Source organism: Vibrio maerlii (assembly GCF_003415655.1).
GTDB lineage: Bacteria > Pseudomonadota > Gammaproteobacteria > Enterobacterales > Vibrionaceae > Vibrio > Vibrio maerlii.
Window position 1 is genome coordinate 1 of sequence record NZ_QRHC01000004.1, and the last position, 20,991, is coordinate 20,991.

The 20,991-nt window shown below is 44.0% G+C and carries 20 protein-coding genes; 8 read left to right on the plus strand and 12 right to left on the minus strand.

Annotation, left to right across the window (positions count from 1 at the left end):
- Positions 1-139: 139 nt before the first annotated feature.
- Positions 140-2,197, minus strand: coding sequence for an alpha-amylase family glycosyl hydrolase (locus DPF91_RS07490; RefSeq protein ID WP_420855587.1), 2,058 nt, complete (start codon positions 2,195-2,197; stop codon positions 140-142).
- A 193-nt stretch (positions 2,198-2,390) separates the two neighbouring features.
- Here DPF91_RS07490 and DPF91_RS07495 point away from each other — a divergent pair, with 193 nt between their 5' ends.
- On the plus strand, positions 2,391-3,263 hold the full coding sequence (locus DPF91_RS07495) for a LysR family transcriptional regulator (RefSeq protein ID WP_117233805.1): 873 nt from the start codon (positions 2,391-2,393) through the stop codon (positions 3,261-3,263).
- Between the two features lie 181 nt (positions 3,264-3,444).
- On the plus strand, positions 3,445-3,684 hold the full coding sequence (locus DPF91_RS07500) for an HP1242/YdcH family protein (protein ID WP_117233806.1): 240 nt from the start codon (positions 3,445-3,447) through the stop codon (positions 3,682-3,684).
- A 344-nt stretch (positions 3,685-4,028) separates the two neighbouring features.
- Here the strand turns inward: DPF91_RS07500 and soxR are convergent, their stop codons facing one another.
- Positions 4,029-4,451, minus strand: a complete 423-nt coding sequence (gene soxR / locus DPF91_RS07510; protein WP_117233807.1) for a redox-sensitive transcriptional activator SoxR — start codon at positions 4,449-4,451, stop codon at positions 4,029-4,031.
- 99 nt (positions 4,452-4,550) lie between these two features.
- Here soxR and DPF91_RS07515 point away from each other — a divergent pair, with 99 nt between their 5' ends.
- Entirely contained in the window at positions 4,551-4,970 is a 420-nt protein-coding gene (locus tag DPF91_RS07515; RefSeq protein WP_117233808.1) for a VOC family protein, read from the plus strand.
- 115 nt (positions 4,971-5,085) lie between these two features.
- Here the strand turns inward: DPF91_RS07515 and DPF91_RS07520 are convergent, their stop codons facing one another.
- The 3 genes from DPF91_RS07520 to DPF91_RS07530 form a co-directional block, all read right to left on the minus strand.
- Positions 5,086-6,195 (minus strand): DUF1254 domain-containing protein, encoded by a 1,110-nt coding sequence (locus DPF91_RS07520; RefSeq protein ID WP_117233809.1) that lies wholly within the window; start codon positions 6,193-6,195, stop codon positions 5,086-5,088.
- Positions 6,196-6,340: 145 nt separating this feature from the next.
- Complete coding sequence (locus DPF91_RS07525) at positions 6,341-6,736, minus strand: GlcG/HbpS family heme-binding protein (protein WP_117233810.1); 396 nt, start codon at positions 6,734-6,736, stop codon at positions 6,341-6,343.
- Positions 6,737-6,748: 12 nt separating this feature from the next.
- Positions 6,749-7,726: an aldo/keto reductase gene (locus DPF91_RS07530; RefSeq protein ID WP_117233811.1), complete on the minus strand. Its 978-nt coding sequence runs from the start codon at positions 7,724-7,726 to the stop codon at positions 6,749-6,751.
- A gap of 113 nt (positions 7,727-7,839) precedes the next feature.
- On the opposite strand from DPF91_RS07530, the gene DPF91_RS07535 reads away from it, so the two are divergent.
- Positions 7,840-8,730, plus strand: a complete 891-nt coding sequence (locus DPF91_RS07535) for a LysR family transcriptional regulator (protein WP_117233812.1) — start codon at positions 7,840-7,842, stop codon at positions 8,728-8,730.
- Here the strand turns inward: DPF91_RS07535 and DPF91_RS07540 are convergent.
- On the minus strand, positions 8,727-9,566 hold the full coding sequence (locus DPF91_RS07540) for a sulfurtransferase (protein ID WP_117233813.1): 840 nt from the start codon (positions 9,564-9,566) through the stop codon (positions 8,727-8,729). The genes DPF91_RS07535 and DPF91_RS07540 overlap by 4 nt on opposite strands.
- Before the next feature lie 146 nt (positions 9,567-9,712).
- Between DPF91_RS07540 and yqfB the strand changes: the two genes are divergently transcribed.
- Positions 9,713-10,027: a N(4)-acetylcytidine aminohydrolase gene (gene yqfB / locus DPF91_RS07545; protein WP_117233814.1), complete on the plus strand. Its 315-nt coding sequence runs from the start codon at positions 9,713-9,715 to the stop codon at positions 10,025-10,027.
- A 56-nt stretch (positions 10,028-10,083) separates the two neighbouring features.
- Here the strand turns inward: yqfB and DPF91_RS07550 are convergent, their stop codons facing one another.
- The 4 genes from DPF91_RS07550 to DPF91_RS07565 all read right to left on the minus strand — a co-directional run bounded on the left by DPF91_RS07550 (position 10,084) and on the right by DPF91_RS07565 (position 14,894).
- A complete protein-coding gene (locus DPF91_RS07550) occupies positions 10,084-10,359 on the minus strand; it encodes a nitrogenase-stabilizing/protective protein NifW (RefSeq protein ID WP_117233815.1) in 276 nt (91 codons plus the stop codon).
- A gap of 139 nt (positions 10,360-10,498) precedes the next feature.
- Positions 10,499-12,946, minus strand: coding sequence for a trimethylamine-N-oxide reductase 2 (locus DPF91_RS07555; protein WP_117233816.1), 2,448 nt, complete (start codon positions 12,944-12,946; stop codon positions 10,499-10,501).
- A 23-nt stretch (positions 12,947-12,969) separates the two neighbouring features.
- Positions 12,970-14,064, minus strand: a complete 1,095-nt coding sequence (locus DPF91_RS07560; RefSeq protein ID WP_117233817.1) for a NapC/NirT family cytochrome c — start codon at positions 14,062-14,064, stop codon at positions 12,970-12,972.
- A gap of 233 nt (positions 14,065-14,297) precedes the next feature.
- Positions 14,298-14,894, minus strand: a complete 597-nt coding sequence (locus tag DPF91_RS07565) for a beta-phosphoglucomutase family hydrolase (protein WP_117233818.1) — start codon at positions 14,892-14,894, stop codon at positions 14,298-14,300.
- 325 nt (positions 14,895-15,219) lie between these two features.
- Here DPF91_RS07565 and cspE point away from each other — a divergent pair, with 325 nt between their 5' ends.
- The gene (gene cspE, locus DPF91_RS07570) at positions 15,220-15,432 is read left to right on the plus strand and encodes a transcription antiterminator/RNA stability regulator CspE (RefSeq protein WP_117233819.1); all 213 of its coding nucleotides are present in this window, start codon (positions 15,220-15,222) and stop codon (positions 15,430-15,432) included.
- 209 nt (positions 15,433-15,641) lie between these two features.
- Here cspE and DPF91_RS07575 read toward each other — a convergent pair whose 3' ends face one another.
- Both DPF91_RS07575 and msrB read right to left on the minus strand, forming a co-directional pair.
- The gene (locus DPF91_RS07575) at positions 15,642-16,748 is read right to left on the minus strand and encodes a mechanosensitive ion channel family protein (RefSeq protein WP_117233820.1); all 1,107 of its coding nucleotides are present in this window, start codon (positions 16,746-16,748) and stop codon (positions 15,642-15,644) included.
- Positions 16,749-17,059: 311 nt separating this feature from the next.
- The gene (gene msrB / locus DPF91_RS07580) at positions 17,060-18,208 is read right to left on the minus strand and encodes a peptide-methionine (R)-S-oxide reductase MsrB (RefSeq protein WP_117233821.1); all 1,149 of its coding nucleotides are present in this window, start codon (positions 18,206-18,208) and stop codon (positions 17,060-17,062) included.
- 134 nt (positions 18,209-18,342) lie between these two features.
- Here msrB and DPF91_RS07585 point away from each other — a divergent pair, with 134 nt between their 5' ends.
- Together DPF91_RS07585 and DPF91_RS07590 are read left to right on the plus strand one after the other, a co-directional pair.
- The gene (locus DPF91_RS07585; RefSeq protein ID WP_117233822.1) at positions 18,343-18,741 is read left to right on the plus strand and encodes an OsmC family protein; all 399 of its coding nucleotides are present in this window, start codon (positions 18,343-18,345) and stop codon (positions 18,739-18,741) included.
- 180 nt (positions 18,742-18,921) lie between these two features.
- Positions 18,922-20,985: a hybrid sensor histidine kinase/response regulator gene (locus DPF91_RS07590; protein WP_117233823.1), complete on the plus strand. Its 2,064-nt coding sequence runs from the start codon at positions 18,922-18,924 to the stop codon at positions 20,983-20,985.
- Positions 20,986-20,991: the final 6 nt, after the last annotated feature.

Consider the following 20,991-nt stretch of genomic DNA (forward strand, 5'->3'; position numbering starts at 1 on the left):
AGCTCTCTAGCTCTCTAGCTCTCTAGCTCTCTAGCTCTCTAGCTCTCTAGCTCTCTAGCTCTCTAGCTCTCTAGCTCTCTAGCTCTCTAGCTCTCTAGCTCTCTAGCTCTCTAGCTCTCTAGCTCTCTAGCTCTCATCCTCACTCACACTTCGCGACAGCAACCGATTCTGCTTTGCCATCTTCGTTAAACGTTAAGCTCCACACATATTGACCATCTTCCATTAAGGTAGCCGTCGTGTCTTGGCCGTAACCACCACGCACTAGTTTGTTCGTTTGACCAAGCTTGAGGCTTAGTCCATCAGCGGTAAATTGTGGTGACCAACTCTCAGCCGCATATTGCATGCGATAGCTGCCGGCCTTTTCGTTCATAACGACTTGATAGAGGTTATTGCCCTTGTATTTGAATGAGCGAGAGTCAATGTGTTTCCACCCTGAATCAGCAAAGTCTCCTACAACGAATAATTCAGTAGAAACTGGGCCCTGTTGGTCTACGGTTGGGTTATCACATTTCCCTAAGGCGCCTAAGTCGTCACCCATTGTTTGGATCGACTGTGACTGAGGTTTTGGTTTTGTCGCATGTTCAATTTTTAAGAAGCGTGCTTCAAACGGTTTGAGATCAACCGCATAACTGCCTTGTTTATTCCGAATCAGCGTTTCACGACGTAAATCCGTTAGCCCATCTTTAGAACCAATCTCTTCGCCTTTTAACGAAAGCATTTGAGAATCGCCTGAGATATTAGCAACATAAAGCAGGTTTTCATCACCAAACTGTTTATGGTCAACATAGAATTGGTCGGTACTCAAAATATGTGTGCGTTTGCCTTTAGCTAAAGCAGGGTGCTTGTCCCTGAGAGACATCAGCAGGGTGACTTCTTGCTTGAGTTTAGCTTGTTGCTCTGAAAGTGAGGCTGTCACACCGTCGATCTTGGCACTTGTACGCGCCACATGGTCATCACAAAAGCCTTGAATGGCACAATTACCCCAGACCTTGTTGGCAAAGCCATCGACTTGGTCACCAATCTCATCACCATAATACACAGTGATTGGACCAGAATAAGCGGTTTGGAAGGCAAAGGCTGCTTTATAGCGTAACCAGTATTCTTCATCTTGTGGTGAGGCAATGTTAGAGCGTTGCATTAGGTCACCAAAGCGAACGAGGTCGTGGTTACCAATCATTAGGTTTGGTTTAGCGTGAGAAGGGTAGAGATCATGAAGTTGCATTCCTTCGGCAAGCCATTGACCGCTAGCATGTGAAACGCCTGCTTCGTTTGCAGCAAAGGTTTCGACTAATCTGTAGCGCATTGGAAAATCAAACGCAGAACACAAAGCGGGAGCATCTTCATCGCCATAGCCTGTTTCTATAATGCGGTTTTCTCCAGCCCAAATTTCCGCCACCATGTAACCAAGTGGATTGACCTTTTTGCCATTAGAGTTGGTGTAAGTGACGCTAGCTGAGGCTTGCTCGACAGCGCGGCGAATCTCCGTCCATGCTTCTGGTGGTACCTGGTACGCTTGGTCAAGTCTCCAACCATCAATCTTGAGTTCGTTGATCCAATATTGAGCGACTTCTTTGTAAAAAATGAGGCTATCGGGATAGGACACTGGGTTCGACTCACCGACAGGTAAGTTGCCACTTGGTGAGGCGACAACATTCTTTTTGTGGTGACCAAACACGCCGTCAAAGAAGACATAAAGGCCACGCTTATGCGCTTCTTCCACTAGTTGTTTTGCTTGCTCAAACGTTCCGAAGCGAGGGTCGATGTTAAAGTAATCAGTGGCGAAATAACCCGTTGCATCCAGTCTATCTGCCCAGTGCTTTTGACCTTCAATTGGCTGAGAGTCAAAAATTGGCGTCATCCATATTGCATTAACGCCAAGCGATTGTATGTAATCAAGAGAGTCAATGATGCCCTTAATATCACCCATATGGTGACTAGTACCGTAACCCGTACCATGACCGATATTTGGGTCACCATTTACAAAACTCTCTACCATGATCTGATAAATTATAAGTTCATCAATAGCTGCACTATTGTTCTGACAAGCGTATGGACCTGATTCTGTTATAGCAGAATTGTTCGCTTGATTGGTTTGACTATGAACATGGTAACCACTGAATAATATGGCGTTCGATCCGAGTAGCAGGGCTATTTTTTTGAGTTTCACGTTTCTGTCCTTATTTCCATTATGGACGATAGGCTTCTGGCAGAGGCTTTTCTTGGTTTTATTATGTTGATTGTTACTTAATCAAATCAGCTTGAAATCATCCATATAACTCATTGAAAAGGATGAGGGAGAAGGGTGAGAGATCGCTGTCACAATTTGTCTATGCTTCGAGTTTACAGTCACCTACAATGAAGACGTTGTAGCATGAGTAGAGAGAGACGAGATGGCAAATTGGGAAGGTGTGACAGAATTTGTAGCAGTAGCCGAAACGCAGAGCTTTACGGCTGCTGCCAATAAGCTGAATACCTCTGTCGCTCAGATAAGCCGACGTGTTTCCAATCTCGAGAGTCGATTAGCGATAAAACTGTTTAACCGGACGACTCGTAAGGTTTCATTAACAGAGCCTGGTTTGTTGTATTTCGAACAATGTAAACAACTTGTCGAGGGGCTTGAGTTGGCAGAGCTCGCGGTGACTCAAATGCAAACCGTACCCAAGGGCTTGATCAAAATTACCGCGCCAGTCACGTTTGGCGAACAAAAAATCGCACCACTTCTTAATCAATTTCTACTGCTGTACCCTGAAATAGACTTGGATATTAACTTTACGAACCAAAAACTTGACCTGATCGATCAAGGCGTCGATGTCGCAATCCGTTTAGGACAACTCGAAGACTCGTCCATGATGGCAAAAAAGCTTGCTGAGCGTCAGTTATACGTTTGTGGTACTCCTAGCTATCTAGAATCTTTTGGTGAGCCACACACGCTTTCTGAGTTATCTCATCATCAATGCTTAGGCGGAACAATCGAGCATTGGCGATTTAAAAATCAGGGGCGAACTCATAGCCTAAAGGTCAGTGGCCGCATGAAATGCAACAGCGGTATAACGCTTCTCGATGCGGCTCTGTCGAGCTTAGGTTTAGTGCAATTGCCTGATTATTATGTGCGAGCTCATATAGAGTCGGGACAATTGGTCGAAGTGCTTTCTCAATATAAAGATGATAGGGAAGGGGTTTGGGCGGTTTACCCTCCAAACCGAAACTTATCTCCAAAAGTCAGGGCATTGATAGACTTTTTAGCGGAAAGTTTGACAATTTAGGGGCAGTCGAACAATGCTCCGAGCAATAAGCTTCAAACTTGTGGGACTCAACGCAATGCTGGGTGGGAAAGCAGCAATTTGTGGTCTCGGTCTACTATTTAAATTAACGTTTTGTTAGTGAAAGTGTTACATTTAAACGAGCGATGGTTTTATCGTGTGTCTTAAAATGAAAGGAGCAAGTATGTTAGGTGAAGTTCACTCTCTGGTTAATGATTTTCCTGAGCATAAAGACAAAGTAGAAGCACTGATAAGCAACGATGAGTCGTTTGCTGCTGAGAACAAGCGTTACAACGAACTGGACAAGGAAATTCGAGTTCTAGAGCTTAATGGAGCTCCAATCGATGATGAAGCAATGCATCAGCTTAAACATGACCGTTCCGTACTTAAAGACGCGCTATACCAACGTTTAACGAGCGCATAACCTCCTCAAATTAAAGTATTTATAAGCCAGGTGAGCGTAATCATCTGGCTTTTTTCGTTTTTGAACTACTAGGGTCTGTTGACCTTTCGAGCTGGTTTTTGCAGCAGTTTGTGGGAAATTTCCACAAGGCAAAGGCTTTGATGTGTAGCTAGCCTACATGAGAAGCCGATAACACAGTGGAAATGAAGCACAAACGCTGCCCGAAGGGTTCGGCTAAAATCGTTTTATGCTTTGTTAAGGGGTATTTACTTAGAATGACTAGGCTACACACCCCTTGCCGCGCCTAAAACGATTTTATCTCGAACAAAATTTAACCTCGAAAGGTCAACAGACCCTAGGTAGGATTACCAGAGACCAGCACCCTGCGCTTCGTTCGCTATTTCATCGTCAGGGTTGTATAGCTGACATGACTTCATTGATAGGCAACCACAACCAATACAATGGTCAAGCTGTGAATGGAGTTTCTGCAAGTTCTCAATGCGTTGTTCAAGTGATTCTCTCCATTTTGCACTCATTTCTCCCCATTGTTCTTTGCTTGGCGCTTTGTTTAAGGGAAGCACTGCCATTGCTTGTTTGATTTCTTCCAGCGGTAATCCAACTTGTTGAGCTATCTTGATGACGGCAATCCGTCGCAATACATCGCTATTGTAGCGTCGTTGATTGCCACTATTTCTGGTTGATGTAATTAAGCCTTTGCGTTCATAGAAATGGATAGCAGAAACAGCAACTCCCGCTCGATCAGCAACTTGACCAACAGACAACATAATAAATCTCCAAAAAAGTGTTTGACCTAAACTTAAGTTAAGGTTTTAGAGTGAGTCGCAAGTTAAGTCAATAATGAAGATCACAATCAGAAGGAATTGAGTATGACGACACTAGAACACGCCAACATCACTGTACCGAGCATCGATGCTGCTATCCGCTTTTTAAACATTGTTGCACCGGATTTTAAAGTGCGTGCTGATGAGTATCGAGACGACCACTATCGTTGGGCGCATATAGGTAATGACTACAACTACTTAGCATTGCAGGAGCCTAATGAGAAGGTAAGTGCTGAAGATCGTCGTAATCCATATTACGACATCGGAATTAACCATTTAGCATTGACCGTGTCAGGTGTCGAAGACATAAAAGCCAAACTAGAGCTTGCGGGATATAGAGTTAACGGAGATATGCAAAGCGAACCGTTCAGAAAACGTGTCTATTTTTGGGATGAAGCCGGTTTTGAATGGGAGCTGGTGGAGTACTTCACTGATGAAGTCGCAAAACGCTATATCTATGAGTAATGAGATCCATTCCGAGTAACAGATAACTCAGAGCAACAGATAGGGGAGAGGGAGCATATCAGCTCCCTCTCTTCATTTTCACTTGTTCTAATACATGTCACTTAACTCTGTTTAGTTACTTGCCATGTGGTAGCTCAACATCCTTAGCGTAAGAAACAATCTCGTTAATTGAGGTTGGTTGGTACATACGTAGGATACCCGTCCAACCTTTTTCAACATCGATGTTATTGATGGCGTTATCACCACAATTGAAGTTAACGGTATAACTACCATCTTTGTTGGCTTTGAGCTCTCCTTCACGGCTTGATAGTGCAAAGTTATCAGTATGAATATAGGCATCAGCACCATAGGTTGTGATTGAGAAGAAACCATTCTCTGTCAATGGTGGTGCATCGAACGTCATTGTCTGACACTCACCACTGCGATCGTCAGCTAATAACACCTTGTAGAACGCATGCTCACTTGGAAGACCGCCAAAGCCCATTGATGTCATGCCAAGAGCGTGGAACTGCTCTACATTACGCTCAGGGACGCTGTCATGGTTTGAACCGACAGTCGGAGCTCCCATCGCTTTGGTGAAGTCTAGCTGTGCAACATGGCCCTCAAGTTGCAGTCGTACTTTTTCGCGTGACTTTTGATCGAAGCCTTTTGGTGTGTAACGGGTGTATTCGTCCGTAGTTACTTTAATTGCATCCTGCTTCATGTGACCCTGCATGAGATCTTTGTCTGAAACTGAATCTATCTGTGTTCGAACAACCACCCAAACGTGTTGGCCGCTTGAAAGCATATCAGGAGTCACGGTAACTTTGTTTTTACCTTGCTCTGAATAAAGTACCGCAACGGTTCGGTGTTGTTCATCGATGATCTGAATGCTTTGGTAATCATCATGAATAGGCAGCTCAAATGTCACTGAGCCTTCGGTGTCGAAAATCCCTTTCGAATATAAGGTGTCTCGGTTTTGTCTTACGACCGTTTGTGTCTCTTGGCTGACTAGATTACGGTCATGTTTAAACTTATTAGTACTGCCTTGAGCTTGCTGCTCAAAGAAGTATTTGTCCGATTCCGCTAGGATGAAGTTATCTTCCGTGACAACTGTTGAACCACCATGCGCAAGCTGAACTTGAGTAGGTTCACCTTTCTTAGGAAGGTGATCACCAAGGTCATGTGCCATTGCTGTGTGAGCCATTAGACCAGAAATCATTGATGCGATAATTAGCTTTTTCATAGTAACCTCATTAGGGGATGTTCGTTTCGATGGGGTTACTTTATGAGTTATTGGTTATGTTTTGAAATGATATAGAATAATGTTAGATATGCAACTGGTGCATATTTAAAAAGACTTACTCTGTACTGAGTAAGCCTTTTACTGTTTATTTGAAAAGAGTATTTATTGCTTGCTGTGCGAGCCGTTCATCATCTTCTTCACTCAAACCGCTGATACCAATTGCGCCGAGCACCTGGTTGTTAAGCTCAATCGGTAGGCCTCCTTTGAATCCGGTGATTCGAGGGTCTGTCCAGTAACTCAGTTCTTTACCAGTTTCTCTTGACCATGCTCCTAGATTGCCACTTGGTTGGCGATCTCGAGCGGAGGTGTAGGCTTTGTTCTGTGCTAACAGTGCCGCTTGAGGGCTTACGTCATCCATGCGCAAATAACCAAGTAATTCTCCATGACTGTCACAGACAGACACAGCAACGGTTTGTTGATTGTCTTCAGCGATTGAAATAGTCACATTAAGTAGCTGTTGTACTTGCTGTAAAGTTAACATTGTTACTTCCTTTTATGGCATGCGTTGACCGCGAGAGCGCACAAATAAGGTGTACCACTCTTCACGAGTCAGTTCAATTGTCGTTGCTAGTGCTGATGCCTTAATGCGCTCAAGGTTGGTTGTACCAATTACAGGCTGAATATTCGCAGGGTGACGAAGTAGGAATGCAAGTACGATCGCCTCGCTAGGTACTTGATACTTCGCTGCTAGTTCCATCACATATTGTGTGGTCAGGCGGACGTTTTCAAACTCTGAATCCAAGCCTTTCTCTGAGTACTTACCTTGCGCGAGACAGCCCCATGCTTGAATCTGGATGTTATTGAGGCGGCAGTATTCCATTGTTCCTGGAGTAATATCACCTTGATTGAATCCTTCAGTACCTACCATTACTACATCATTGAAGAAATCGAGTTTTGACAGGCTCATTTCGACTTGGTTTGCCACAATCGGAAGATTCAACGCCGATTGTAGGAAGTTGATTTGATGGCCACTCATGTTAGAAACACCAAAGTGTGCCACTTTACCTGCAGCATGGATCTTATGCAGTGTCTCGGCCACTTCATCCAGTTCCATTAATGGATCTGGGCGGTGAAGAAGAAGCACATCAAGCTGTTCGATGTTCAGGCGCTCAAGGATCCCGTCTACCGATTGTGAGATCCAGTTAGCTGAGAAATCATAGCGACCGACACCCATTTCATCTTCAAATCGGATGCCACACTTCGATTGAATGTACATGTCATCACGTAGTGCAGGGGAGCTCGCAAGCACCTTGCCAAATGCCTGTTCAGCTTTCGTGTGGGTATAGATATCAGCGTGGTCGAAGATATTAATACCCGCGTCAAGCGCTGTTTCGATGACATTGCGTGCTTGAGTGATTTCAGTATCTGTGATCGGGTTGCTATCCCAGCCACCACCGAGTCCCATACAACCGTAAGCAATCTGGCTGACATCTTTTAGATGAGTTGCTAAAGGTAAAGTCTTGTTAGTCATTGTTTTCTTCCGTTGCGAACTAAATTAATAGCCATTTTATTGTTTTTATTTGAAATGATAAGTGCGTAGTTTAGAATTCATTGTTCTTGAGTGAGAACAATAAAAGGCATTAGATGAGTGATTTTAAGCGTGTCGAAAGGTTGATGCTGTTTGTCGAGTTAGCTCAGCATTTGAATTTTACTCGAGCGGCAGAAGTGCTTGGCGTCTCTAAGGGGCACTTATCGGAGCAGATAAAGAAGCTAGAGTTTGAATTACAGTGCCCTTTGTTAGTGAGAACAACTCGTAGCGTACGCTTAACTCAGGAAGGGGAGCGAGCGTTCCAGCAGGGGTTGAGAATTCGTTCGCAAGTATTAGAGCTAGAGCGTAACGTTTCTTCCGAGCATGATTCCATTGTTGGAACTTTGCGTATTACAGCCCCCAAAATGTTTGCCGAAATTTTTCTGTTTGATATCTGTGCGAAGTTTCGTGAAATTCACCCCGATATCGAATTTGAAATCAACTCAAGCTATACCAATTTCAACCTTAACCAAGATGATATTGACTTGGCCTTTCGAGCAACGATGAATCCGCCAGAGAACATGGTCGCGTCCCTACTCATGCCATATCAACATTATTTGGTTGCTTCTCCTAGCTATCTCCAAGCAAATGGAACGCCTGAGAACCTAGCTAATCTTAACCAACACCAATGTCTGACCACTCTCCACCAGAGTGTTTGGCCTATGAAGTCGCAAGACGTTGCGGTGGATGGATGGATGGCAACCAATGAAAACCACCTACTCAAGCAGCAAGCATTACTTGGGCACGGCATTGTGCGAATTGCGAGTTACTATGTTGATCGAGAAATTCAGTCAGGTCTTTTGGTGAAGGTGTTGGAACATGAGTACTTGCAAGGGCAGAACAGTATCTATCTGTTTTACCCTCAGGTCATTTACCCGTCACAAAAGCTCAAGGCATTCGTAAAGTTTGTGCAGGAGTATTTCAACTCGCTTACTTTTGGAATTTAGCTTTCTATTGGTAGAGAGTCATTACTTCCCCATTCGGCCCAAGAACCATCATAAAGAACTGTCTCTTTCAGTTGAGCGATATGAGCTGCCAAAATAAGGATGCAGGCTGTGATACCAGAGCCACAAGAAAACACGATAGGCTTACTTTTGTCTTCAACGAGCTTGCTAAACAAAATCTGTAAATCAGCTTCTGGTAAAAACTTATGCTTACCAAGTACTTGAGCAAAAGGTAAGTTCACCGACGTAGGGATATGGCCACTGCGAACACCAGGTCTAGGCTCGGCAACTTGAGCATTGAAGCGTGGTGCGCCACGGGCATCGAGAATCGTGTAAATCTCATTGCTTAAACTTGAATTCAGGTCATCTGCATCAATGACTCGCTTATGCTGGCAAGAAGCTTGGTAAGCATTGCCTGTCGCTGTTGGTTGCTTTGACTGCGTCACAACAATACGTTGTTCTTCACACCATTGAGGTAAACCACCGTCTAGCACATAAACCTGATCAAAGCCCATAAACTTGAAAGTCCACCAAGCGCGTGGGGCAGAATAGATACCTTGATTATCGTACAGCACCACTTTGCTTTCAGCTTCAATGCCGAGTTCCATACAGACTTGATTAAATTGGGTTTCTGTTGGCATGGCATGAATCTGCGAGGAAGTGTGATCGCAGAGTTTATTTTCAATATCTAGGGTCAATGCATTAGGAATGTAGAGAGGTTCGGGGTATTCGATAGGCTCCTTACCTATCACGGTCTTCATACTGACGTCGAGGATCAGTAGCTTAGGAGCATTCAGGTGTTCATTTAGCCATTGTGTTGAAACAATCGGTGAGGGCATAGAGTATTTCCTTTTACTTGAACCACAATCTATTCTTTTTACGCTAAGTGCGAACTGTTTTTTTATCGAGGTGTTAAGTTTCTTTTTATTCAGCTGCTAAGTTACTATGACAGAAAATGACCGGATATCAATTAATTGGAGTGACTATGCCAGCCCCAACCAAAATCACATTCTTTGAGTTTTTAACACCGCTTATCACTTCGGGTAAGAAGACCATTACCATTCGCGATGAGTCAGAATCTCACTATGTGCCAGGTACTCAAGTGGAAGTGTTTACCTTGGAAACGGACCAAAAAGTTTGCGAGATTAAGATCTTAGCGGTAGAACCCCTTAGATTTGAAGATATCGGAGAGTTTCACGCCGAGCAAGAGGCGATTGAGTTGCCAAGGCTAAAAGAACTGATTAAAGAGATCTACCCAAATACAGATGAGCTTTACATGATTACTTACGAGCTAGTGTGAGTCATCAACGTGTTTGAAAGAGTCGTCAACACACTTGAAACAGCCTGAATAACTCATTAGCGCCTTTGGCAAGTTGTGCAGCCACGACAAGCCTGCCGTGTTCCTTTGCTTAATTGAGATCGTTGGATTTTACAGTAGGCATTTTTTAACGCCCTTCTTGCAGCGAACCAATCTTCGGGTTTTTCGAGAATAAGGTAACCGTTAAAACGTTTGGTGAGTGCTAAGCGATGCTCATTGATGAACTTTTGTGTATAGCTGATTTCGAAATAGTCTAGCGCCTCCTCAATAGAGGTGAACGTAGAAATGGTCTGCATGATCTCTGGTTGGCTCATGAATCGGTCTCGCTAATTAATGTGACGACATTAGCAGCTTATCCAATTCTTATATTTGATTTGAGTCTAGCCTGATGTTGCTCTTATGAAACAAAAAGACCCAGCGATGTGCTGGGTCTTGGACATTATGAAGGGCTAATTAAGCGTTCTTAGGTGGAGTGAATGCCGTTAGCTCAAGTGCTGGACCTTCGTATTTCTCAATCTTCACAAGCGCTGAGTTCGCTGCACAGCCGTTTGCTAGACGTGAAGTTGGAATATCAAGCGTGAGCACGTTTGCGCCACCGTTCTTACATAGACCCGTTTCTTTGTCTAAGTCTGGCCAGCCACCTTCGTGGATACATACCGCACCTTGCTTGATGCCGTCTGTAACAAGTGCACCCACAAGTACAGCGCCACGGTCGTTGAATGCACGAACGAGATCACCCGTCTTAATGCCACGTGCTTTCGCATCTTCTGTGTTGATTGAGATAGGTTCGCGGTTTGCGATAGCATACTCATCACGAAGCTTCGCGTAGTTGAACTGGCTGTGTAGACGGTGCGCTGCGTGCGCTGTCATTAACTGAAGTTCACCATTCTGAGACTTACCGAAGAACTCTGTAGGCTCCATCCACGTTGGGTGAGCAGGACAGTCCTCTAGTTTGTAGCCTTCGATGGTTTTCGAGAAGATCTCGATCTTACCTGAAGGCGTACCTAGTGGGTTCATCACTGGATCCTTACGGAAGTCTGCGTGACGAACGAACTGAGCCGCTTTCTTGTTCAGCTTCATTTCGATTAGCTGGTTCTCATCCCAGAACTTACCGAACTTAGGCATACGAACGCGCGCTTTCTTACCTGCTTTTTGTGCTTCATCGTAGAAGCCTTTCAGCCAAGCCATCTCGTCTTTACCTTCAGTAAACACATCACGACCGCCTGCTTTTAGCAGCTCAGACATGTCCGCGAATACATCGAAGTCATTACGCGCTTCACCTTGAGGCTCAACCGCTTTCTTCATTGGCACTAGGTGTTGGTTCGAGTAGTCACCGGTCATCGTCATATCGTTACGTTCGAACGATGTTGTGATAGGCAGAACGATGTCGCCGTGCTTCGCTGCTGCTGTCCAGTAAATCTCAGAGATAACCACCATCTCTGGTTTCTGCCATGCATTGATCAGGCGGTTTGTGTCTTGGTGGTGAGTGAAGTTACCACCGCCTGCCCACCAAATCATCTTGATGTCTGGGAAAGTAAGCTCATGACCGTTGTGCATGAATTTCTGACCAGGATTCTCTAGCGCTTCAACGATACGCGCTACAGGGAAGCTGTTCACAGCACCTGATACAGCCCAGTCGTTACCCGCAGAAGAACCACCACCGATAGATGCTGAAATTGCAGGAAGTACCGCAGCATCGCGCGTTGGGTTACCACCGTTAGAGTAATGGTAAGACAGGCCGAAACCACCACCTGGTAGACCGATTTGACCTAGCATTGCTGCTAGAGTTACTACCATCCAGTGACGTTGTTCACCGTATTGCTGACGTTGAATACCCCAACCAGCCATTAGCATTGTGCGGTTTTGGCTGAAGATATCTGCAAGCACTTCCATTTGTTTTGCAGGAACGCCAGTGATCTCTTCTGCCCATGCTGGTGTCTTCTCAACGCCATCTTCTTTACCCATCAGGTACGCTTCAAACTTATCGTAGCCAGTGGTGTACTTGTTCAGGAATTCAACGTCGTGCTTGCCTTTCTTCACTAGTGAGTGAGCGATACCCATCATCATTGCAACGTCAGTCATTGGACGTGGTGCAATCCATTCTACTTTGTCGCCAAAGAATTCTATCGTCTCAGACTTCATTGGATCGATCGCGATGATTGTTTTGCCTGATGCTTTCAGTTTATTAAAGAACTCAAGGCCAGAGCAGTCTGTAGAGCTCCAAGCGATCTTAAGCGTGTTCAGTGGGTTCATACCCCAAAGTACAACAACGTCTGAATTTTCTAAAACGACAGGGTGTGTTGTCTGCTGTTCGTAAACCTCAATTGAACCCATTACGTGAGGCATGATCACCTGCGCAGCACCTGTTGAGTAATCACCTAGGTGACCTGAGTAACCACCAGCCATGCTCATGTAACGTTGTAGAAGGGTTTGTGCTTTGTGGAGCACACCACTTGAACGCCAGCCATAAGAGCCAGCAAATACAGAGTCTGCACTGTTTTCTTTACGGATACGCATGTGTTGTTCGTGGATTAGCTTGTAAGCTTCGTCCCACGAAACACGCACGAACTCATCGTCACCACGCTTACCTGTTGGTGCTGATGGGTTATCTAAGAAACCCTTACGTACCATTGGGTACTTAATGCGTGCTTTAGTATGAACTTGGTCTGGGCCTGTAGTCTGAAGACTGTTTGGTACTGTTTGAGCTAGAGCGTTGGTCGAAGAGACAAGTTTTCCATCTTTAACTTCAACAATCATCGGGCCCATACGACCAGCCGTTAGAATACCTTTACCACGTTTGTTGGCAGCAGCGGCCGTCATTGGTGTCATGGAAGTGAACGCGATTGCGCCCGCTGCCATACCTGTTCCTTTAAGGAATCCGCGACGTGTAATTTCTGTCATTTTTATATCCCTTTTGTTTCTTATTAGTGACCAACCACATCTTTTGCGTGGTTCTGGAAGTATTTGGTAAGTAGTTCAAGGTCTTCATCTGAGATATCGGTGCGCTCACCCATACCTTTTGCTACAGGGCCCCATGCATTGACGGTGAAGTGACCCGCGGCAATCTTCGCGTGACAAGTTGAGCAGTAAACGTTGTCTAGTTCTTCTGCATAGTCCCAAATAGGTTCTAGTGAATCTAGAACGTCAGCATCGATTTGGGCGGTTAATACAGCTGTGCGCCATTCATTACCGTATGCATCAGCTTTGAATTCACCAGCATTTACAGCTGCTTGTCCTGCATCGGTTAGCATGGCGACGATAGCGCGTTGTCCTTCGCCGAAGTAAAGGACTTGTTCGGCACCTTTCATTTGGTATGCATGCAGCTCAACGATGCGTTGTGAACCATTTGCTTCAACAACATCAAGTTTTGCTGTTGGGTTGATGGTACCTAGGTCGCCCATTTCAATGGTTTCTGCTGGGTATACCACTTTCGCATCTGCTGATGTGTTTTGAGTAAATGCCATTAGGTTGTCAAACGCTTCGCTGTCCATTTCTGGCTCTGGCGCAAAGTGAGCAACGCCTTTGTGACAGTCAATACAGGTTTGATGGTTTTCTTGACCGTATGCGTGCATTTTGGCTGCATCTTCAGATTGTTCGTACGTATCCATAGCATCGAACTCATGACATGAACGACAAGTTGCGGAGTCGTTAGCACGCATCTGGCCCCAAACGGTTTCAGCCATTGCCATACGGTGCTCTTCATACTTATCTTCGGTATCGATCTTACCGGTGACGAACTCGTGGTAGATGTCTTTAGAGGCACGGATTTTAGTGATCACGTAATCAATTGGATCGTTAGGAATATGGCAGTCGGCACATTCAGCACGAATCCCTTTTGCATTACTGAAGTGGATGGAACCTTCATATTCTTCGTATGGGATTTCCATTGAGTGACAAGATACACAGAATTCTGTGCTGGAGGTGTAATGCATAACTGCGGCAGTACCACCTAGAGTGATCCATCCTACAGCGATGCCTAAAATTGCAATAATTGCGACATAACGTTTTTTAATTGACATGACTCGAAATGTTTATTCATAGTTTGTAATAATTTTTACCAATGCTAATACTTTCGAGGTATTCAAAGTTGATTTACATCATTGTTGCCCGATTTTTTTGTGCTCTAAGTTAGCTAATGAGCGAGAGGTCACTAAAGTGTTTATGAAACGGTATGTAAAATGAAATAAACCATAACCCAGACGGATGGGAGGGTTATGATTTATAAAACTAACGGGTGATTATGGCGGCGAATTTAGACAGGGAAGAAAGACAGCTGGTTGTTACAGACCATAATACAGTCCATACCAGCTGCATGAGCCGCTTGTTTACCAAGCTCGGTGTCTTCAAACACAACACATTGAGTTGGCTCTAAACCAATTTTCTCTGCTGCCAATAAAAACGTATCAGGGTTAGGCTTATGATTCTCTACATCGGTAGCGGTCACAACGGCATCTAACAAAGGCAATAAGTTGTTTTTCTCCAATAGCCCCATTGCCGATACGCGCTGGCTGCCTGTTCCAATTGCAGTTTTGAACTGCCCCTGTGAGCCTTTAAGAATCGTGTGGGTCACTTCTATTGGCGCGGCCTCGGTATTTGCACTAGCAAAACTTGCCATTTTGAACGCTGACACCTCGGTATAATCGAGAGTAATCGCATACTTTTTAGAGACTTCCGCTGCAATTTTGGGACTCGGCATGCCGCCTAGGCTGTGTAGCCACTCACCATCGAACGGGAAGTTAAAATGTTCGGCGGTTTTTTTCCATGCTTCAACGTGTGCTGGCATAGTGTCGAGTAGGGTGCCGTCCATATCGAAAATTAGACCGGAATACTTGTCTAAGGAAATGCTCATTTGTACCTCTAAATCATAGAGTTGAAGAAAATACTTGAGTTACTACCCAAATAAATGATGTGTTTATCATCAATCTTGGAAAAGGTTGTGTCAAACCTATCAAATTTTCAATCTTCTCTTTACTTTGTCCCTGTAACGGGTAAGATGCCCCTAGCTCTGTTTTTAAGAGAGTTATTTTAGATTTTTGAGTAAAAGCAATACCCTTCAATATTCTTGTAATACTTGTCGTAATATATTTCTTTTAGTTTCACGGAATTTAAATAATTCAGATCTACAGTGCAACGCGATTGTGCGATTTTTAAATTGAAATATATGAGGACATATCATGTCAAACAAGACTACTGGTACAGTAAAATGGTTTAACGAAGAGAAAGGCTTCGGCTTCATTACTCAAGCTAACGGCGGTGCAGACGTATTCGTTCACTTCCGTGCAATCACTGCTGAAGGTTTCAAAACTCTGAAAGAAGGCCAAGAGGTTTCTTTCGAAGTTGAACAAGGTCAAAAAGGCCCACAAGCTGCAAACGTAACTGTTCTTTAATTTTACGTTTTTAAGTTTGAAGAAATGCTAACCCTAGGGTTAGCATTTTTTTTGCCTGTTTTTTAGAAACCGCCTGCTCTTGAAATCGACAGCTCCTGAAACCGACAACTCTTGAAGCCAAGCGTTCGGAAAGCAAATGTTCAGAAAAGTGTATGAATTACTTTGAGTAACCAAGGCAGTACATTCGCTGCCTTGATCATGTAAGCGGATTAAACAGTAGGCGCGGGGTGGTTCATGTCATTGTTCAGCGCGCTTGTCGGTTCTATATGTAAGGTTTGAGTTGGGAAGGCGATATCAGCGTCGTGCTGGTGAATAATATCCATCACTTGCAGTAGAACATCTTGTTTCACTTCGTGAAAACGGACCCAGTTTACCGTTTTAGTGAACGTATAGATGAAGAAATCTAGAGACGATGGCCCGAACTGGTTGAAGTTAACAATCAGCGTTTGGTGAGCATCAATATCTGGATGGTTCTTAAGCATCGCTTTTACATCAGTGATGATTGCTGCGACCTTTAGGTTGTCTGAATAGCGCAGGCCAATGGTTTCGTAGATACGACGGTTTAGCATGCGAGAAGGGTTCTCGACCACAATGTTACTGAACACCGAGTTTGGGACATATAAAGGACGTTTGTCAAAAGTGCGGATCACAGTCATTCGCCAACCAATTCTCTCAACAGTTCCCTCGATTTGTCTGTCTGGCGAGCGTATCCAATCACCCACCTTAAACGGGCGATCGAAGTAGATCATCATGCCGCCAAAGAAATTGGATAATAGATCTTTCGCCGCTAAACCGACGATCAAACCACCCACACCACCAAAGGTCAGTAGGCCAGATAAGCTTACGCCAAAGGTTTGTAGCCCCGTCAGTAAACCAATAACAACGAAGAAAAGCTTGGCAACCTTCGCAACGGCCTGAACCGTGGTTTCATCACGCTTTTTCTGGCTCAGCACATAACCTTCGATGTTCTCGATAAATCGAACAAAGAACCAAACAAACATACTGACTAACAGGATCTGTTTTAGTGTACTTAGCCAGTTGAGGTCGCTTTCAAAGTAGGTCTGTAGGATTAGCCCGAGTGAAACGGTACCAGGCCAACACCAAATCACGGTACTGACTGGGGACTTTAGGGCGTGAAGTAGCAGGTCATCCCATTCAAAGCGGGTTTTCTCTGCTAAGGCCTCTAAGCGGCCATAAATAACACGCCAGATGACCCAAGCGACAAGACTTGCGCAAGTAATAAACAGAACACTGTTGTTCCAAGAAGTGGAGTAATTAACGTAGAGGGATTCGAATTGTGATGTAATCTCTTCCATGCTCACTGTGCTACTAAGTTATTGAATTATTAGAGAGTGTAACACTTAATCTGAGGTTAAGAGAAATGTTCCGCACGAAGTTTACGAACGATGGTGTTGAAACAACTTTCTTACCTACCTACGGAACAAATTTTTGAGGGTGCGGTATTTAATCGTGACGATTACTTTATAAATCCCATAGCGTACGATTATAGCGAGCTTAACTAAATAAAACATGCTGAATATCAAAAAAAAAGCAGCCACATTATGTGACTGCCTATTTGATGAACAGATGTTCTCAACTGTTCGATGAGAAAGCTCGATAAATCCTTTTAACTGTCGAATAACGCGACATACTCTTCATATCCTTCTTCAGCCAGTTTTTCTACGGGGATAAAACGCATCGCAGCTGAATTCATGCAGTAACGCAACCCTGTTGGCTTAGGACCGTCTTTAAACACATGTCCTAAGTGAGAGTCACCGTAGCGACTTCTTACTTCTGTTCTTGGATAGATGAGCTTGTAATCCGTAGTGGTCACTATATAAGCGTCATTAATCGGTTTTGTGAAGCTTGGCCAACCCGTACCAGACTTATATTTGTCTTTTGAAGAGAACAACGGCTCACCGGTAACGATATCCACATAGATACCAGCTTGTTTGTTATCCCAGTACTCATTATTAAACGGGCGCTCTGTACCGTCTTCTTGAGTCACGTAATACTGAAGTTCAGTTAACTTATCTTTGATCTCTTTATCCGTGGGTTTGACGTAGTTTTTAGCACTTACTTGACCTGATCGCTCAGTAAGAATCTGTTGAATGGTCACTGGCATTTCTTTGCGGCTTTCACCAAATACTTCATCTAAGTACTGGTCGCGACCTGAGCGGTAGCGATAGTACTTGTAGCGAACACTACTTTTTTTGTAATAATCCTGATGATAATCCTCAGCTGGCCAGAACTTTTCGAACTTAATTAGCTCAGTCGCGAGGGGCTTCGGGAAAATACCGGCAGCTTCGATCTTAGCCATGAACTCCTCAGCTTGTTGGCGCTGAGTTTCGTTGTGGTAAAAGACGGCTGGGCGATAGTGTTTACCTCGGTCGACAAACGAGCCCTCAGGGTCGGTAGGGTCGATATGACGGAAAAACTGGTCCAGCACATCAAGGTAAGAAGCCTTGTTTGGGTCGTAAGTTACTTTGATGACTTCGATATGTCCCGTTTTACCTGAAGAGACTTGAGTGTAATTAGGGTTATCTACGTGACCACCAGAATATCCAGACACGACATCGATGACACCATCGAGCTGTTCTAAGTCTGATTCTGTGCACCAAAAACAACCGCCAGCAAGTGTGGCAACTTCAGTGTTGCTGTTACTAGAATTTGGTGTGTCTTTCATAGTGTCAGCGTGACCATTGAAGCCAACAAATATTGCCAACATTGGTAGAGCAAGCAGAGATGAGATCAGACCCTTAGAAATCCTACGCATAGAAACCTCGTTTGTGGATTGGTTTATCTATTAGAACGTATCAAGTAAAAAAAACTTTCAATGAATTTATACGCTGCGATACTCTATTGCTATCAAGTGAAGCAATCTTTCTCAAAGAACACAGGGTTACAAACATGCAAGCAGAAGTGAAATGGATCGAAGAATTTAAGTTTCTTGGTCATTCTCAATCGGGTCATTCAATCGTAATGGATGGAAATGGGGGAGCGACTGCACCAAGCCCAATGGAAATGGTATTAATGGCTGCTGGTGGGTGCAGTTCAGTAGACGTGGTTGATGGCTTAAAAGAAGCAGGACAAAAAGTGACGGAGTGCACTGCAAAGCTGAACACTGAACGACGTGAAACAGCGCCGAGAATTTTCACTAAGGTGAATATCCACTTTGTTGTTTCGGGTGATAATCTTGATGAAGAGATTGTTGAGCGCGTTGCTGCGGACTCACTACAAAAGTATTGCTCTGTTTGTCTAATGCTGGGTGAAGGTGTTGAAATGACGCATAGTTGGGAAATCGTGTAGCTATCGGCACTGCACTCATTAGGCTAATCGCTTAGAGTAAAAATATTTTATAAAATCGTCAGTGATTAATAATAAATCACGGCGATTTTTGATATCATCTGTTCTTTAGAGAACCAAGACCTCCTCACGGCACTAAACGCCAATTCATCCAGTGGTCTTTTCGTCGAGTTGTAAAGGAAGATGACCCAGTTAATCCGCAAGGCTTTCGAGTACGCTGAGCCAAATCTATTGATCTATGCCATTCTCGCGGTATTTGGATTTCCAATCTATTACTTAGTCTGGGAAGTGCTCATCCCGCAACCGTACGAAAACTTTGGATTGAGACTGGCACTGGGCCTCATCAATGTTCCATTATTCTTTCGTCATTCATTTTCAGACGCGATGAAGGCTTACCTACCACTTTACCTGATTGTAAGTATCACGCTTTGTGTGCCGTTCTTTTTTACGTTCATGACGATAATGAATCAGTGGAGTGACGTTTGGGTCATGTCTTTGATGGCCGCCTGTTTCCTGCAAGTTTTGTTGGTTAACGATTCAAGACTGCTATTTATACAAACAGTTATAGCAACGGCTGGAGCATTTATTGCTGCTAGTTGGGTCTCTGATACTTCGCCTTTGGTTGGATTTAGACCAGAGTACGTTGCGATCATTTTATTTATCTATGCGTTCAGTATTTTGCTGCAGTATCGAACCTTTATGAAGTCGACCTCTAAGGTCTCCTTGGCCAAAGCGTTCGGTGCAAGTATTGCTCATGAGATGAGAACCCCTTTAATGGCGCTCCAGGGCAACATTCAGTTGCTTCAACAGATATTAACCTCATTGCCTCCGAGCTCAGACATGAGTGGTAAGCGTACTATTGACCCAAATGAGTATCTCCAATTAAGCCAAGCACTAAATGATGCACTAGGGATTGTTGATTCTGGGTCAAAGACGATTGATGTGTTGCTTGCTTCACTCGATGAAGATCGGATTCCAAATACTTCTTTTCATTATTTTTCGGCCTCTCAAAGTGCGCAGCAAGCACTACATGAGTTTCAATATACCTCACCGGAAGAAAAGCAACTTATTGAGCTGCTTATCGAGCCAAATGATGACTTGGTCGCGTTTGGTTCAGATCTGCTGTTTAAATACGTGCTATTCAACTTGCTCAAAAATGCATTGGTTTATAAAGCTGCGCCAGATTTCAAAATCAGAGTCAGTCTACGCAAAGTGAATGGTGATATTGAGATCCGAGTTAAAGATAATGGGCCGGGTATTGATAACGACAAACTAGGGCATATATTCGACGACTTTTACACCTCTGGTAAGCAAGGCGGTGTAGGACTTGGTCTTGCGTTTTGTCGTAAGGTCGTCGTGTCCTTTGAAGGCTTGATCTACTGTGAAAGCCGCCCGGGTAGCGGCGCAGAATTTGTGATTACCTTACCGGGTGCGAGCTCTCCTAAACTCAGTAGACTTAAGAACAGTGTGTTACGTTCAAAACAAGTGTTAGTCGTTGCAAGTAAATCAAGAACCGCTGAACACTTTCAATCGTTGTCACAATTCATTGTGGTCAAGCATCAATTTTTGACTCCGAAAGAACTGTCGCTGAACTCTGATACGCTGTCTAGCTATGATCTTGTACTGTGTGACCTGCAAAGCTTCAATCGAGATGAGCGTTTACTCTCACGTGTCGAAAGACGATTTATTCCGTTGGATAGCAAGATTGTTTATGTGAACAATCACAATACTAAGTCGTTAACACTCAATAATATGGTCAAACACTCCAAAGTTGATGAAGCTCAGTTGACCCAGCGCTATTCCGAAACGATTCAAGACTTAATGTTCAACTCCAGTCATTGGAATGATTTAAAAGAGAACCATCAAGCTAATCAAAGTAAAACCATTTTGTTAGTTGATGATAATATTTCTCTACGAACGTATTCGGGTAAATTACTTGAAGTGGAGGGTTTCAATGTGCTTTACGCCGAAGATGGAATACAGGCCCTGTCAGTGTTACTCAAGCACGATATTGATTTGATCTTGATGGATCTAGAGATGCCTAATATGGATGGTATTGATACCACGTCACAAATTCGTAAGAATCCGCTGTATCAAGCATATGTGGACACACCAATAATATGTTTTACTGGGGAACGCCGTAAGGATAACTTAGAATATATCCTAGAGAGTGGGATGAATGATTACATTCTAAAACCTGCTTCCAAGGACTTACTGGTCAGTAAAATTCACACTTGGACTCAATAACACTTA